Source organism: Actinomadura sp. NPDC048032, from assembly GCF_040653175.1.
GTDB lineage: Bacteria > Actinomycetota > Actinomycetes > Streptosporangiales > Streptosporangiaceae > Spirillospora > Spirillospora verrucosospora.
Window position 1 is genome coordinate 1 of record NZ_JBEZJP010000192.1, and the last position, 13922, is coordinate 13922.

General features: G+C 74.7%; 13 protein-coding genes. 9 read left to right on the plus strand and 4 right to left on the minus strand.

Annotated features, from left to right (window positions below; translation table 11 throughout):
* Positions 1-419: 419 nt before the first annotated feature.
* On the minus strand, positions 420-626 hold the full coding sequence (locus AB0C69_RS23670) for a cold-shock protein (RefSeq protein WP_030144886.1): 207 nt from the start codon (positions 624-626) through the stop codon (positions 420-422).
* Positions 627-875: 249 nt separating this feature from the next.
* Positions 876-1574 (minus strand): TIGR03085 family metal-binding protein, encoded by a 699-nt coding sequence (locus AB0C69_RS23675; protein ID WP_345175421.1) that lies wholly within the window; start codon positions 1572-1574, stop codon positions 876-878.
* A 185-nt stretch (positions 1575-1759) separates the two neighbouring features.
* On the opposite strand from AB0C69_RS23675, the gene AB0C69_RS23680 reads away from it, so the two are divergent.
* The 4 genes from AB0C69_RS23680 (at position 1760) to AB0C69_RS23695 (ending at position 7235) form a co-directional block, all read left to right on the plus strand.
* The gene (locus tag AB0C69_RS23680) at positions 1760-3556 is read left to right on the plus strand and encodes an ABC transporter ATP-binding protein (protein ID WP_360356992.1); all 1797 of its coding nucleotides are present in this window, start codon (positions 1760-1762) and stop codon (positions 3554-3556) included.
* Entirely contained in the window at positions 3553-5373 is a 1821-nt protein-coding gene (locus AB0C69_RS23685) for an ABC transporter ATP-binding protein (protein ID WP_360356973.1), read from the plus strand. Before AB0C69_RS23680 ends, AB0C69_RS23685 begins: the two co-directional genes overlap by 4 nt.
* Positions 5374-5454: 81 nt before the next feature.
* Positions 5455-6711 carry a hypothetical protein gene (locus AB0C69_RS23690; RefSeq protein WP_345175424.1) on the plus strand — a complete coding sequence of 419 codons (1257 nt, stop codon included), beginning with the start codon at positions 5455-5457 and terminating at the stop codon, positions 6709-6711.
* 116 nt (positions 6712-6827) lie between these two features.
* Positions 6828-7235 carry a hypothetical protein gene (locus AB0C69_RS23695; RefSeq protein ID WP_360356976.1) on the plus strand — a complete coding sequence of 136 codons (408 nt, stop codon included), beginning with the start codon at positions 6828-6830 and terminating at the stop codon, positions 7233-7235.
* A gap of 7 nt (positions 7236-7242) precedes the next feature.
* Here AB0C69_RS23695 and AB0C69_RS23700 read toward each other — a convergent pair whose 3' ends face one another.
* Positions 7243-7920 carry a hypothetical protein gene (locus AB0C69_RS23700; RefSeq protein ID WP_360356979.1) on the minus strand — a complete coding sequence of 226 codons (678 nt, stop codon included), beginning with the start codon at positions 7918-7920 and terminating at the stop codon, positions 7243-7245.
* Between the two features lie 195 nt (positions 7921-8115).
* On the opposite strand from AB0C69_RS23700, the gene AB0C69_RS23705 reads away from it, so the two are divergent.
* Both AB0C69_RS23705 and AB0C69_RS23710 read left to right on the plus strand, forming a co-directional pair.
* Positions 8116-8457, plus strand: coding sequence for a hypothetical protein (locus AB0C69_RS23705; RefSeq protein WP_345175430.1), 342 nt, complete (start codon positions 8116-8118; stop codon positions 8455-8457).
* Positions 8458-8476: 19 nt separating this feature from the next.
* Complete coding sequence (locus AB0C69_RS23710; RefSeq protein WP_360356982.1) at positions 8477-9652, plus strand: winged helix DNA-binding domain-containing protein; 1176 nt, start codon at positions 8477-8479, stop codon at positions 9650-9652.
* Positions 9653-9704: 52 nt separating this feature from the next.
* Here AB0C69_RS23710 and AB0C69_RS23715 read toward each other — a convergent pair whose 3' ends face one another.
* A complete protein-coding gene (locus AB0C69_RS23715; RefSeq protein WP_345175433.1) occupies positions 9705-10298 on the minus strand; it encodes a hypothetical protein in 594 nt (197 codons plus the stop codon).
* Positions 10299-10480: 182 nt separating this feature from the next.
* Here AB0C69_RS23715 and AB0C69_RS23720 point away from each other — a divergent pair, with 182 nt between their 5' ends.
* The 3 genes from AB0C69_RS23720 to AB0C69_RS23730 form a co-directional block, all read left to right on the plus strand.
* Positions 10481-11614: an acyl-CoA dehydrogenase family protein gene (locus AB0C69_RS23720; protein ID WP_345175436.1), complete on the plus strand. Its 1134-nt coding sequence runs from the start codon at positions 10481-10483 to the stop codon at positions 11612-11614.
* Complete coding sequence (locus AB0C69_RS23725) at positions 11614-12567, plus strand: acyl-CoA dehydrogenase family protein (protein WP_360356986.1); 954 nt, start codon at positions 11614-11616, stop codon at positions 12565-12567. The genes AB0C69_RS23720 and AB0C69_RS23725 overlap by 1 nt, the downstream gene beginning before the upstream one ends.
* Before the next feature lie 64 nt (positions 12568-12631).
* Positions 12632-13922 (plus strand): CocE/NonD family hydrolase (locus AB0C69_RS23730; protein WP_360356989.1); only part of this gene is annotated, 1291 nt, incomplete at its 3' end.

Genomic DNA, 13922 nt, shown 5'->3' on the forward strand with positions numbered 1-13922 from the left:
GGCACCGTTCGTTGAGAGGGTGGCGCTGGGCGCCCAGAGGCGGTTCGAGCTCGCGAGAACCGCTCGCGAAGCGAGCCGCTAGGCGAGCCGAGCAAGACTGCACCACTCACCGGACGTGAGCCCCAGGGCCGCCAGGCCCGAAGGGCGACCCTCAGCACAACGGGCGCGCCGACCTCAGCCACCACCGCAACCACGTAACAACCTCAATGGCTGCGATCGCGTCCGAAGGCAGGTTTGAGCGAAGCGAGAACCTGATCGCGCAGCGAGCCGCTAGGCGAGACGAAGCGATGCCAGCGATCGCCCGCGTTTATCGACGATGGAGGGCCGCCAGGCCCGAAGAAGGAGAAAAACGCAATTAAACAGAGCCCGCCTCCCCCTGGCGGTGGGGGGCGGGCTCTGCCACGTACGGCTGGCGGGCGTTACAGGGGGACGACCTGGTCGGCCTGCGGGCCACGGTTGCCCTGCGTCACCTCGAACTGGACGCGCTGGTTCTCGTCCAGGCTGCGGTAGCCGGAACTCTGGATGGCCGAGTAGTGCACGAAGACGTCCGGCCCGCCGCCGTCCACGGCGATGAAGCCGAAGCCCTTCTCGGCGTTGAACCACTTCACGGTGCCCTGCTGGGGCATGTCTTTCTCCTTGCGGCAAAACCTGGGCCCACACCTCGCGGGCCCCCGCGGTCGCTGCGGAACGCTCTCGCCTCCCGGTACGGTCCCGGAAAAGCCAAAACGCCCGCTGCCATCAGTTCGCGGGCGTCTAGAACGATCGAGAACCACGACTGCAACCGACCGCCCCACCGTATCACCGGTTCCGCGTAAAGCGGAGGAGCCGCAAGACTTGCGTTTCTCCTCTCGGCGAACCGTGCCGTTACCTGCCCGTTAAAGACTCCAACCGGTCTCCGTCAGGGTCTTGACAGCGTCCGTGGCGCCGGTGAGGCGCACGTTCGCGACGTCCCGGCGGCCCAGTGCCCACAGGAGGAGTTCGCCTACCGGGCCGTGCACGCGCACGGCTCCGCGAGCGCCGCCGGACACGCGCGCGGCGCGGCCGTCGGGGCGGACGAAGGTTACCTCGACCTGAACTTTTCTTAGGACAAAGCGGGCAATTTTTATCCTTCGCCAGAGTAGTTCCTCTAGTTCCGGCGAGAGGGCACGGGGCTCCCAGTCGGGACGCGCACGCCGGATGTCCTCATGGTGAACAAAGAACTCGACGGCGTTCGCGTTTCTGTCGACTCCGGGAAGGGCGTAGGGGGAGAACTTCGGCGGGCCCTGCGCGAACCGTTCCACCAGCCGTTCGAAGGGAACGGCGCGGGCGGTACGCCGCCGTACACGCTCGGTGTAGAAGGCAAGCGGGGGCAGCAGGATCCCGGGGGCCGCGTCGGGGCGCCCCTCCCGGACGACCAGATGGGCGGCCAGGTCGCGGGCGTCCCAGCCCGCGCACCTGGTGGTCGCCTCCGGGCCCGCCTCCTCCAGCGCCGCGGCCAGCAGCAGCCGTTCGCGGCGGACCGGACCCGGGTCCGCCGGGCCGGGGCCGTCCTGCTTCGGGGCGGACGGCACGGGGCCGTCGTCGGGCGTGCTCATCGACCGATGGTAGGCCGCGGCGGGGTGGCCGGGAATAAGCGCCCCGGCCGGATGGTAGGGAATATCCAGCCCCACAAACCCCCCGCCGCAGTCGCAACGGGACATTTCCTGGGGTCCGCCGTGATCGAGGAGTCGCCGTGCCACCTGCGTCCAGACGCGTCAGCCCGCCTGTCCTGAGAGAGGGCATGGGCGTCCTGTGGGTGGCGGTGAAGGCGGAGCCGCGGGTGTTCGCCCTCTCGGTGCTGGCGAGCGCCCTGTACGCGGCGATGACCGTGGGGACCGCTCAGGTGCTCGGCTGGGCGACCGGCCATGTCGTGCTGCCGGCGTTCGAGGCCGGGCACACGACCGCGGGGGCGCTGGCGGGGGCCGCGGCCCTGATCCTGGCGGTGGCGCTGCTGAAGGCGCTCGGCGTCGCGGGGCGCCGGTTCTACGCGGGCCTCATGCAGTACCGGCTCCAGGCGTCCTACCGCCGCGCGGTGACCCGGCAGTACCTGCGGCTCCCGCTGGCGTGGCACCACCGGCACCCGACCGGGCAGCTGCTGTCGAACGCCAACGCCGACGTCGAGGCGGTGTGGGCGCCGATCGCGCCGCTGCCGATGGCGGTCGGCGTCGTGTTCATGCTGCTGATCGCCGCGGTGTCGATCCTGGTCACCGACGTGGTCGTGGCCGGGGTCGGGTTCCTGGTGTTCCCCGCCGTGGCCCTCATCAACGTGGTGTACCAGCGGCGGCTGTCCCCGGTGGCGACCCGCGCGCAGCAGCTGCGCGCGGAGGTCAGCGAGGTCGCGCACGAGAGCTTCGAGGGCGGCCTGGTGGTCAAGACCCTCGGCCGGGAGGCGGCGGAGACCGAGCGGTTCGCCGAGCGGGCGCGGGAGCTGCGGGACGCCAACATCGCCGTCGGCCGCATCCGCGGGCTGTTCGACCCGGTGCTGGAGGCGCTGCCGAACCTCGGGGTGCTGGCCGTCCTGCTGATCGGGTCGGTGCGGCTGGACTCGGGCGCGATGTCGCCGGGCGACCTGGTGAACGTGGCCTACCTGTTCACGCTGCTGTCGTGGCCGATCCGGGCGCTGGGCTGGGTGCTGGGCGAGGTCCCGCGCAGCGTCGTCGGGTGGAAGCGGGTCCGCGGCGTCCTGGACGCGACGGGTTCGCTGCCGTTCGGGGACGGCTCGGTGGACGGTTCCGGCGCGGCGACCGAGCTCCAGGTCCGGGAGGTCAGGTTCGCCTACGAGGCGGCCGGTGAGGGCGCGCGGCGCCGCGTCCTGCACGACGTGTCGTTCGCGGCGGCGCCGGGCAGGACGATCGCGGTCGTCGGGCCGACGGGATCGGGCAAGTCCACGCTCACGTCGCTGCTCGTCCGGCTGGTCGACCCGGAGGACGGGTCGGTCCTGCTGGACGGCGTCGACCTGCGCGACGTGGAGCGCGGCGGGGTCGCGGCGACGGCGGCCCTGGTCCCCCAGCAGACGTTCCTGTTCGACGACACCGTCCGCGGCAACGTGACGCTCGGACTGGACGTCCCGGACGAGCGGGTCTGGGAGGCGCTGCGGCTCGCCCAGGCCGAGGGGTTCGTGGCGGCGCTCGCCGACGGGCTCGACACGAGGGTGGGCGAGCGCGGGGCGACGCTGTCGGGCGGCCAGCGCCAGCGGCTCGCGCTCGCGCGGGCGCTGGTGCGGCGGCCCCGGCTGCTGGTCCTCGACGACGCGACGTCCAGCGTGGACCCGCAGGTCGAGGCGCGCATCCTGCAGAGCCTGCGGGAGTCGCAGGCGGAGGAGTCCGGCGGCGCGACCGTCGTGGTCGTCGCCTACCGCAAGGCCACGATCGCGCTCGCGGACGAGGTCGTCTACATGGAGCACGGCCGCGTCATCGCGCGCGGCACCCACGCCGAGCTGCTGGACGGCTCGGAGGGCTACCGCAACCTCGTCAACGCCTACGAGCGGGCCGAGGCGGAGCAGGAAGCGGTCGAGGGCGGCGAGGAGGCCATGGCATGACGACGGTGACCGACACGGCGGCCTCGAGGCCGAAGAGCGCGGCGGGTCTGAGCGACACCGCGGCGGAGGGCGCGATCAGCACGCTGCGGCGCGGGCTGCGGCTGAGCCCGGAGTTCCGGGCCGGGCTGGCCGGGACGCTGGCGCTCGCGCTGGTGTCGACGGCCGGGCGGGTGGTGGTGCCCGTCGCCGTCCAGCAGACGATCGACAAGGGGCTCGGCCGCCCGGACGGCCCCGACCTGGCCTTCATCCGGACGGCGGTGCTGCTGTGCGCGGCGGCCGTCCTGGTGACGGCCGTGTGCGCGTACCTGATGAACGTGCGGCTCTACAGGACGTCCGAGGGCGGCCTGGCGACGCTGCGGGTCCGGGCGTTCCGGCACGTCCACGACCTGTCGATGCTGACCCAGAGCGGCGAGCGGCGGGGCTCGCTGGTGTCGCGGGTGACGGGCGACGTCGACCAGATCAGCCAGTTCATGCAGTCCGGCGGGCTGATGTTCATCGTCTCGATCGGGCAGCTGGTCGTGGCGAGCGTGCTGATGGTCGTCTACTCGTGGCCGCTGGCGCTGCTGGTATGGGCGGCGTTCGTGCCGCTGGCGTTCGCGCTGCGCCGCTTCCAGCGGATCCTGTCGAGGGCCTACATGCGGGTCCGTGAGCGGATGGGCGACCTGCTGGCGGCGGTCAGCGAGTCGGTGGTGGGCGCCCCGGTGATCCGCGCCTACGCCTCGGAGGAGCGGACCGGACGGCGGGTGGACGAGACCGTGGAGTCCTACCGTTCGGCGCAGACGCGGGCGCAGGCGATGGTCGCGCTGACGTTCCCGGTCAGCGAGCTGGTGGCGGCGCTCGCCACCGCCGCCGTCGTCATCGCCGGGACGCTGCTCGGCGTCGCCGGGGAGCTGTCGGCCGGGCGGCTCGTGGCGTTCCTGTTCCTGGTGACGCTGTTCGTCAGCCCGATGCAGACGGCCACCGAGGTCCTGAACGAGGCGCAGAACGCGATCGCGGGCTGGCGGCGGGTGCTCGGCGTGCTGGACACCGTCCCGGACGTCGCCGACCCGGGCGAGGCCGGCGAGTCGCTGCCGCGCGGTCCCATCGAGGTGCGGTTCGAGTCGGTGGGGTTCGCCTACCCGGGCGGTCCGCCCGTCCTGCACGAGGTGACCACCGCCATCGCGCCGCGCAGCCGCGTGGCGGTCGTCGGGCAGACCGGGTCGGGCAAGACGACGTTCGCCAAGCTCCTCACGCGGCTCATGGACCCGGTGTCGGGCCGCGTCCTCGTGGACGGGGTGCCGCTGGACCGCGTCCGGTTCTCGTCGCTGCGGGAGCGGATCGTCATGGTGCCGCAGGACGGGTTCCTGTTCGACGCCACGCTCGCCGACAACATCCGGTACGGGCGTCCGGACGCCTCCGACGAGGACCTCGTCCTCGCGCTGACCGAGCTGGGCCTCGCCGACTGGCTGGACGGCCTCCCCGAGGGCCTCGCCACGCCCGTGGGGCAGCGGGGGGAGTCGCTGTCGGCGGGCGAGCGCCAGCTCGTCGCGCTGGCCCGCGCCTACATCGCCGATCCGGACCTGCTCGTCCTGGACGAGGCGACCTCGGCCGTGGACCCGGCCACCGAGGTGCGGATCCAGCGGGCGCTGGACGGCGTGACGCGGGGCCGCACGGCGATCGCGATCGCGCACCGGCTCTCCACGGCCGAGGCGGCGGACGAGGTGATCGTCTTCGAGGCGGGGCGGATCGTGCAGCGCGGCCCGCACGCCGAGCTCGTCGCCGAGCCGGGGGTGTACGCCGATCTGCACGCCTCCTGGGTCGCCCAGCGGAGCCTGTGACGGGTTCCACAGGGCCGCTCCCTGGGTAAACGCACGCTAAAGCACTTGCCCGATATCTGGTCCAGTGCGCATTCTGCTGGGGTGAGCAACGACGTCATGTTGGAATCGGCGAGCACGCTGCACGGTCAGCTGCAGCGTGGACTCGGGAGGGCCGCGCGGCGCGCGGCCGACAAGCCCGGCGCGGGCGAGTACGTGTACGCCTGCGTCCGGAGCGATCCGCGCTGGGATCGGCAGTGCGAGTCCCGGCGGCTGTACTACGCCCGGTTGATGGTGGATCTGGAGCTGCCGGTGGGGCCGGTGGCGGAGCATCTCTTCGCCCCGTCCGACCACACCGACCCCGACGAGTGGCGGGTGGACCTGGCGCTGGGCGTGCTGGCCGACCTGGTGCGGCTGAGCCGGCGGGAGGCCGCCGGGCCGCTGCGCCGGTACGCCGAGGAGGGCGCGCAGTGGTTCGACGCGGTGGCCGAGCTCATCGATCTTGAGGATCCCTCGCTGGCGGTGGGGCTGGACTCCCTGGTCGCCGCGCGGTGCGACGACGCCGACCTGGCGCTGCTGGTCCCGGGCCGCCACAACCCGGTGATCGAGGCGTGGGCGGCGAGGCAGCCGCGGGTGGCCGACGCGCTGGCGCGGCAGCGGGAGGCGGGACGGGCGGCGCGCCGCGCGATGGTCCCCGCCCCCGGGAAGGACGCGCAGAGCGAGGCCGAGTTGCTGGATCTGGCGCGGCGGCGGGGCGAGGGCTCCATAGCGGCGATATTCGAGCTGGGCCGCCGTCGGACGCTCGCCCTGCTGGACCTCGCGGAGGAACTGCTGCCCCAGCGGCCGAGCAGGTTCGGCGGCGCGGTGTGCCGGGCGTTGCGGGAGTACGGGCCGGAGACCCTTCCGCGGGCGCGGATGTGGGCGGCGCAGCGCGGCGGCTGCGCGGACATGGGGCTGCGCATCCTCGCCCGCTACGGCACCCGCCAGGACATCCCCCTGCTGATGGACGAGCTGAACGCCGCGGTCGCCCGGCGCGACTGGGCCGACGCCGCGAGCCCGATCGAAGGACTGGGACGCCTGCGCGCGGGCGAGGCCGTCCCGCTGTTGAAGACCGCTTGGACCGAATCCACCTATGCCTATCTGAGACCCCGCATCTTGACCGCGCTCACGAGAACCGCCCCGCACACCGCCGAGTCCTACGCCGTCGAAGGGCTGTGGGACTGCGAGGAAGGCGTCCGGGCCGAGGCCGCCCGGACCGCGCCGCTGACCGGCGAGACGTCGCTGCGGCTCCAGCGGCTCCACCACGACGGCGCCGAGGAACCCGGCGTCCGCGCCGCCGCAGGCGCCCGCATGATGCCCTGACACCCTGGTGCTGTGAGCCCGGATGAACCCCTCCGGGGCGGGGCGCGTATTCCTTCCTCGAATCGCGCGTCTCACCCCGGAGAGGAACAGCGATGGGTTCCCGACACCATCTCGGCTTGTTGAAGACGGTGCCGCTCTGCGCGGCCCTGCTGGCGATGCCGGTGGCGGCCGGCTGCTCCGCCGGGTCGGACGCCTCCGGCGGCAAGGCCGCCGAGCCGGCGAGCCTGGCCGAGCTGGCGCAGCGGACGGACTGCTCCCTGACCGGGAAGCGCAAGGTCAAGGATCTGGAGCAGGGGAACTGCAAGACCGCGCGAGGACGCTACGTGCTGCTCAGCTTCACCTCCGACAACGGCATGGACGCCTGGCTGGAGGAGGCCAAGCCCTGGGGCGGGACGTATCTGGTCGGGGCGCGCTGGGTGGCGGTCAGCCAGCAGCAGACCCTGGAGTCGCTGCGCGGGGACCTCGGCGGCAGGATCGTCCAGGGCGACGGGCACGGTCCCGAGCACGGCTCGGGGCACGGCTGAGCGCAGATCAGGCGCGGCCGGCCGCGCTCCCCTCGCTGGTGCCCTCCTCGCCCCGCACGAGCAGGACGCTCCACCGCTCCAGGGCGGGGCCCAGGCGGGCCAGGACGCGCCGTCCCGCCAGCCCGCGCCGGACGATTCCCGGGTGCCACAGCGGATGCCGCGGGCCGTCGACGACGACGCGGACGGCCGCGACCGGCAGCGGCCCGGCGCGCTCGGCGACGAGCGCCGACTCCATGTCCGCCAGCCGCGCGCCCTGCGCCGCCAGCAGGGCGCGCTCGGTGCCCCGGACGACGCGGTCGGTCGTGACCAGCGGGCCGACCTGCGCGCTCAGCCCGTCCCGGATGAGCTCCTCGGCGAGCAGGCGCGGCGCGGCGCACGGCACCGCCTTCCCGCCCGCGCCGGCGCCGCGGATCTCGTCGGCGACCAGGACGTCGCCCGGCCGCAGCCGCTCGTCGAGCGCCCCACCGAACCCGGCGACGACGACGGCGGCGCAGGCGGCCGGGAGCCGGTCGGCCCGCCGCGCCCGGTAGCCGACGACCACGACCGGGGTCCGGGTGAGCCCGCGCCGGACCGCGCGCGCCTCCATGCCGAGCGCGGCGCACACCACGGGGCCGAGCATCGGCGCGTCCACGGCGTCGTCCCAGCCCGCCCCTCCGGCGGTGCCCGCCCCTTCGGTGAAGTTCACCCGTCCAGCGAAACACGAGGTCATCCCGAGATCCAGCGCGCTCACCGCGCAGGGCGACATCCGCTCACCGCGCAGTGCGAGATCCACTCACCGCGCAGGGCGACATCCGCTCACCGCCGGGTGCCGGATCCGCGCCGCGGAGATCCGCCTCACGGAGGGCGCGCACCGCGGCCCCGCCCGCCTAGACTCCCCGGCATGACCTCGACCTCCTTTCCCCTTCGGCGGAAGCTGGCCGTTCTCCCGTTCGTCCTGCTGCCCCTCGGCGCCGCGGCCGCGTGCGGCGGCGAGAACAGCAAGACCTCCTGCGGCGTCAACTCCTGCACGGTGACCTTCGACCGCGGCGTCGAGGCGAGCGCGTCCATCCTCGGCGTGAAGGCCGAGCTGGTGAGGGTGCAGGGCGAGATGGTCACCCTGAAGATCGGCGGGCAGACGGTGACGGTGCCGGTCGGCGACGGGCAGCAGGCCGAGGGCTTCGACGTCTCGGTGCAGTCCGTCACCCAGGACCAGGTGGTGGTGAAGATCTCCAACAACGGCTGATCCGGCCTAGGATTCGCTCATGCGTTCGATCAGCACGGCGGAGCGGCGGGCCCGGCTCGCGCTCCGCCACCGGCTCACCGTCCCGGCCAGGACCGACGACGTCCTCGACATCGTCCGGTCCATGGTGGTGCTGCACGCCACCGACCCGGCCACCGTCCACCTGTCGGTGGCGGTCCGCAGCGTCCACGCCGTCCCGGCGGCGGTGGAGAAGGCCCTGTACGACGACCGCACGCTGCTGCGGATGCTCGCGATGCGCCGGACGATGTTCGTCGCGCCGACCGAGCTGGTCCCGGTGCTGCAGGCGTCCACGGCGAACGGGCTGGCGGCCAGGCAGCGCGCGAGGTACACGAAGATGATCGAGCGCGGCAGCGACGTCGCCGACGCGCCGGCCCTGTTCGCCCGGGCCGAGGAGGCCGCCCACGAGGCGCTGCTGGCGCGCGGCCAGGCGACGGGCACCCAGATCAGCGCCGACGTGCCGCTGCTGCGGACCCAGGTGGAGATGGCGCCCGGCAAGTCCTACTCGCGGCTCACGGGCATCACCACCTGGGTCCTGGTCACGCTCGGCTGCGAGGGCCGCATCGTGCGGGGGCGGCCGAACGGGTCGTGGACGAGCAGCCAGTACGTGTGGTCGCCCGTGGAGACGTGGCTGCCCGGCGGCATCGAGCCGCTCCCGGCCGCCGAGGCCCGCGCCGACCTCGTCCGCCGCTGGCTGCGCACGTTCGGGCCCGCGCCGGTGTCCGACCTGAAGTGGTGGACGGGCTGGAGCGCCGGCGACGTCAAGAAGGCCCTCGCGCTCCTGGACGTCACCGAGGTCGACCTCGACGGGGCGGCCGGTCTCGTCCTGTCCGACGACCTGGAGCCCGTGCCCGCGCCGGAGCCGTCGGCGGCGCTGCTGCCCGCGCTCGACCCGACCCCGATGGGCTGGCAGGAGCGCGGCTGGTTCCTCGGCCCCCACAGCCCGCTGCTGTTCGACCGCAGCGGCAACGTCGGGCCGTCGGTCTGGTGGCACGGCCGCATCGTCGGCGGGTGGGCGCAGCGCAGGGACGGTGAGATCGTCTTCCGCCTCCTCGAGGACGTCGGCGCCGACGCGGAGGCCGCCGTCGAGCGGGAGGCGGCGCGGATGGCGGAGTGGTACGGCGACGTCCGCGCGATCCCCCGGTTCCGCACCCCGCTGGAGCGCGAGCTGACGGCCTGAGCCGGGCCCTGCCTCCAGCGGCCTCCCGCGGCCTCCGGGCGGGGCCGAACCCTCAGTAGGGGCCCGCAGTGGTCGCGGCGCGGCGATCGGCCCCGCTGCGCCGGAGGAAGGTCACGACGAACGCGAGGGCGGCGAGACCGCCGAGGCCGAGCGCGGCCAGCAGGCTGAGGCCGAGGTAGCCGTTGGCGGTGTCGTCCGGCGTCACGAGGATCGGCCCGTCGGCGCCGCGGCACGTCAGCCGGGCGTCGCCCGTCACCGGCGCTCTGAACGTGGCGGTGTAGCGGTAGGACGCGTGGTCGGAGGCGCTCCACGAGTTCTTGCGCGTGAGCTGGACGGGCCCGGACCGCTCCCCCGCCTCGACCCGGCACGCGTACGGGGAGGGGCCGCCCTCACGGACGTAGACGAAGTAGCCGTAGCCCTCCCTGAGCCGGACGGTCACCCCGGACGCCGGGTCGCCCGCGGCCGTCGGGCCTTCGGCGACCTCCGAGTCGTCCCACAGGAACGCCAGCACCGTGGCGAACCCGATCACGGCGGCCAGGACGAGGACGATCGGCAGCGCGTACCACCCGGCGCTCGGGCCGACGCGCCGCCGCTGCGGCGTCCAGCCCTCCCCCGGCGGGCCCGGTGCCGGGCGGCCCGGTCCCATGGGCGGCGGTCCCATCGGTGGGTTGGACCCGGGCCACATGTCTTCTCCCCCTGCGGAACGCCTGTGCCGGACGACCACGATCCCAGAGAACCGTCCACCCCGCCAGACGGCCTCCTGTAAGGGGCCGCTGACGGAAGGGTTGGGGATTGTCTGTAACGTCCCCCTGGACAGAGGAGGTGCATGTGGCGGCACTGCCCGGCCTGACCCCCGGCACGCTCCCGCCCGAGGCCGCCGCGCTGCGGGCCCGGGTGCGCGAGTTCCTGGCCGAGACCCCCTTCACGGCCCGCTGCGACAGCTGGCTCACCGGCGCCGACCCCGCCTTCAGCCGGCTGCTGGGCGAGCGCGGCTGGCTGGGCATGACGCTCCCCGAGCGCTACGGCGGGCACGGGCGCTCACCGCTGGAGCGGTTCGTGGTGGTCGAGGAGCTGCTGGCCGCCGGGGCCCCGGTGGGCGCGCACTGGATCGCCGACCGGCAGACCGGCCCGTCCATCCTGGCCCACGGCACCGAGGAGCAGAAGCGGCGGTTCCTGCCGCCGATCGCGCGCGGCGAGTGCTTCTTCGCGATCGGGATGAGCGAGCCCGACTCGGGCTCCGACCTGGCGTCGGTCCGGACCCGCGCCGAGCGCGACGGCGGCGGGTGGCGGCTGCACGGCACCAAGGTGTGGACGAGCGGCGCCCACCTCGCGCACGCGATCCTCGTCCTGGCCCGGAGCGCGCCCCGCTCGCAGGACCGGCACGCGGGCCTCAGCCAGTTCATCGTGCCCCTGCCGGACGACCGCGTGACGATCAGGCCGATCCGGGGGCTGTCCGGCGAGCACCACTTCAACGAGGTCGTCCTCGACGGCGTGTTCGTGCCGGACGCGCTGGTCCTCGGCCGCGCCGGGGACGGGTGGCGGCAGGTCACCGCCGAGCTGGCCCACGAGCGCAGCGGCCCCGAGCGGCTGCTCAGCACGTTCATGCTCATCCGGCTCCTGCACGGCCGCGCCGCCGGTCCGGCCGAGCGGCGGACGCTCGGCGCGCTCACCGCGCGCCTGTGGGCGCTGCGGCAGGCGTCGCTGGGGGTGGCGGGGGCCCTCGCCCGGGGCGAGACGCCCGAGCTGCCCGCGGCCCTCGTCAAGGACCTCGGGACGCGGTTCGAGCGCGAGGTCGTCGAGGCGGCGCGCGAGCACGCGGGCGTGGAGCCCGATCCCGGCTCCCCCGACCCGCTGGCCCGCGCGCTGGCGGAGTCGGTCGTCCAGGCGCCCGGGTTCACGCTGCGGGGCGGCACCAACGAGATCCTGCGGGGCATCGTGGCCCGCGGCCTGGGAGTGCGCTGATGGGGCTTCTGGACGAGACCGCGCACGAGATCCTGGCAGGCGGCGACCCGTGGCGGGCGCTTGAGGAGTCCGGCCTGACGCTGGCCGGGGTGCCGGAGGAGGCGGGCGGCAGCGGCGGCGACCTCGCCGACGCCGCGGCCGTCCTGCGCGCGGCCGGATATCACGCCGCGTCCGTGCCCCTGGCCGAGACGCTGCTGGCCGGGCGGCTGCTCGCCGACGCCGGCCTGCGGGCGGCGCCCGGCGCCCTCACCGCAGTGTCCGGCGAGGTCGAGGTGGTCGAGGGCCGTGACGGTCCCGTCCTGAGCGGGACGTTCCAGCGGGTCCCCTGGGCACGGTCGGCGCGGCTCCTAGTCGTCCTCGGCGGTGGTCTCGTCGCCGTCGTCGACCCGGCGCGGGCGCGGATCACCGAGGGCGCGAACGTGGCGGGCGAGCCGCGCGACGACGTCGTCCTGGCCGGCGTCCCGGCAGAGGAGGCGGCGCCGTGCGTGGTGGACGCGTCCGAGCTGCGGCGGCGGGGAGCGCTGGCGCGGGCCGTCCAGCTGACGGGGGCGATGGCGCGGGCGCTGGACCTGTCCGTCCGGTACGCGGGCCAGCGGGAGCAGTTCGGGAGGCCGATCGGGCGGTTCCAGGCCGTCCAGCAGATGCTGGCGGAACTGGCCGGGGAGGCGACGGTCGCGGACGTCGCGGTGCGCGCCGCCGTCCGCGCCCCCGGCGACCCGGTCGCGGTGGCGGCCGCCAAGGCGAACGCGTCGCGGGCCGCGGGCGCGGTCGCCGCCCTCGCCCACCAGGTGCACGGCGCGCTCGGCGCCACCGAGGAGCACCCCCTGCGCCGGGTCACCCTGCGGCTGTGGTCGTGGCGGGACGAGTACGGCGGCGAGACCGCCTGGGCCGACGAACTCGGAGCCGCGCTCGCCGCCGCGGCCGACCCCTGGGCGCTCGTCACCGGCACCTGATCGCCCGGTCGGCGGAACGGGTCGGTAATCTCGCTAGGAGTAGCGGACCGCGTTCGGAGACAGCATGGCGCCCTGGGACCGACTGCCCGTCCCGCCGATCAGGCTGCCCCGGCCGAAGGGCCTGCCGTGGCCGGCGGGGCTGTCCTGGCCTGCGGGCCTGCCGTGGCCGTGGGGCCTCGCCCCCTACACCGTCGAGCGCGACCTGCCGGTGACCATGCCGGACGGCGTCGTCCTCCTCGCCGACCGGTACGTCCCGGCCGGGGTCGAGCGGCCCCCCACCATCCTCGTCCGCACCCCCTACGGGCGCCGCGGCCCCGCCGCCCTCGCCAACGGCCTGCTCTTCGTCCCGTTCGGCTTCCAGCTCGTCGTGCAGAGCGCCCGCGGGACGTCCGGGTCCGGCGGCGAGTTCGACCCCCTCGGCAGCGAGCGCACCGACGGGCTCGCCACCGTCGAGTGGCTGAAGCGGCAGCCCTGGTTCCACGGCTCGTTCGCCGCCTTCGGGCCGAGCTACCTCGGCTACGCGGCCTGGGCGATCGCCGCCGAGGCCGGGCCCGAGCTGAAGGCGATGTCCCTGCAGATCACCGCGTCCACCTTCCGGGACGCCGCCTACGTGGGCGGGTCGTTCGCCCTGGAGTCCACGCTCACCTGGACCGACCTCACGCACCGCCAGCAGCGGCGCCTCGGCATGCTGACCGCGCCGCTGACGTCGCGGCGCCGCGCCCTGCGCGCCGCCCGCTCCGGCCGCCCGCTCGCCGAGATGGACGTGGTGGCCGGCGGCGAGCCCATGCGCTTCTACCAGGACCTGCTCGCGGGCCACGGGGCCGCCAGCGGCTACTGGGACACCCGCGACTTCAGCGCCACGGTCGGCGAGGTCTCCGCGCCCGCCACCCTCCTCGGCGGCTGGTACGACGTGTTCCTGCCCTGGATGATCAAGGATTATCTGGCGCTGCGCGCCGCCGGGCACGTCCCGTACCTGACGATCGGCCCCTGGTGGCACACCGACGCCCGGCACGGCCTGCCGGCGATCCGCGAGTCGCTCGCCTGGTTCCGCGCCCACCTGCAGGGCGACCCGTCCGGGCTGCGGCGCGACCCCGTCCGCGTCTACGTCACCGGCGCCCGCGAGTGGCGGCACTACCGCGACTGGCCCCCGCCCGGCACGCGGCGGACGCGCTGGCACCTGCACGCCGGCGGCGGCCTCGGCGAGGACGGCCCGCGCGACGCCCCGCCCAGCCCCTACCGCTTCGACCCGGCCCGCCCGACGCCCGCGCTCGGCGGCCCCACCCTGCTGGGCAGCTCCCGCCCCGTCGACAACCGCCCTCTGGAGCGGCGGCCGGACGTGCTGGTCTTCACCTCCG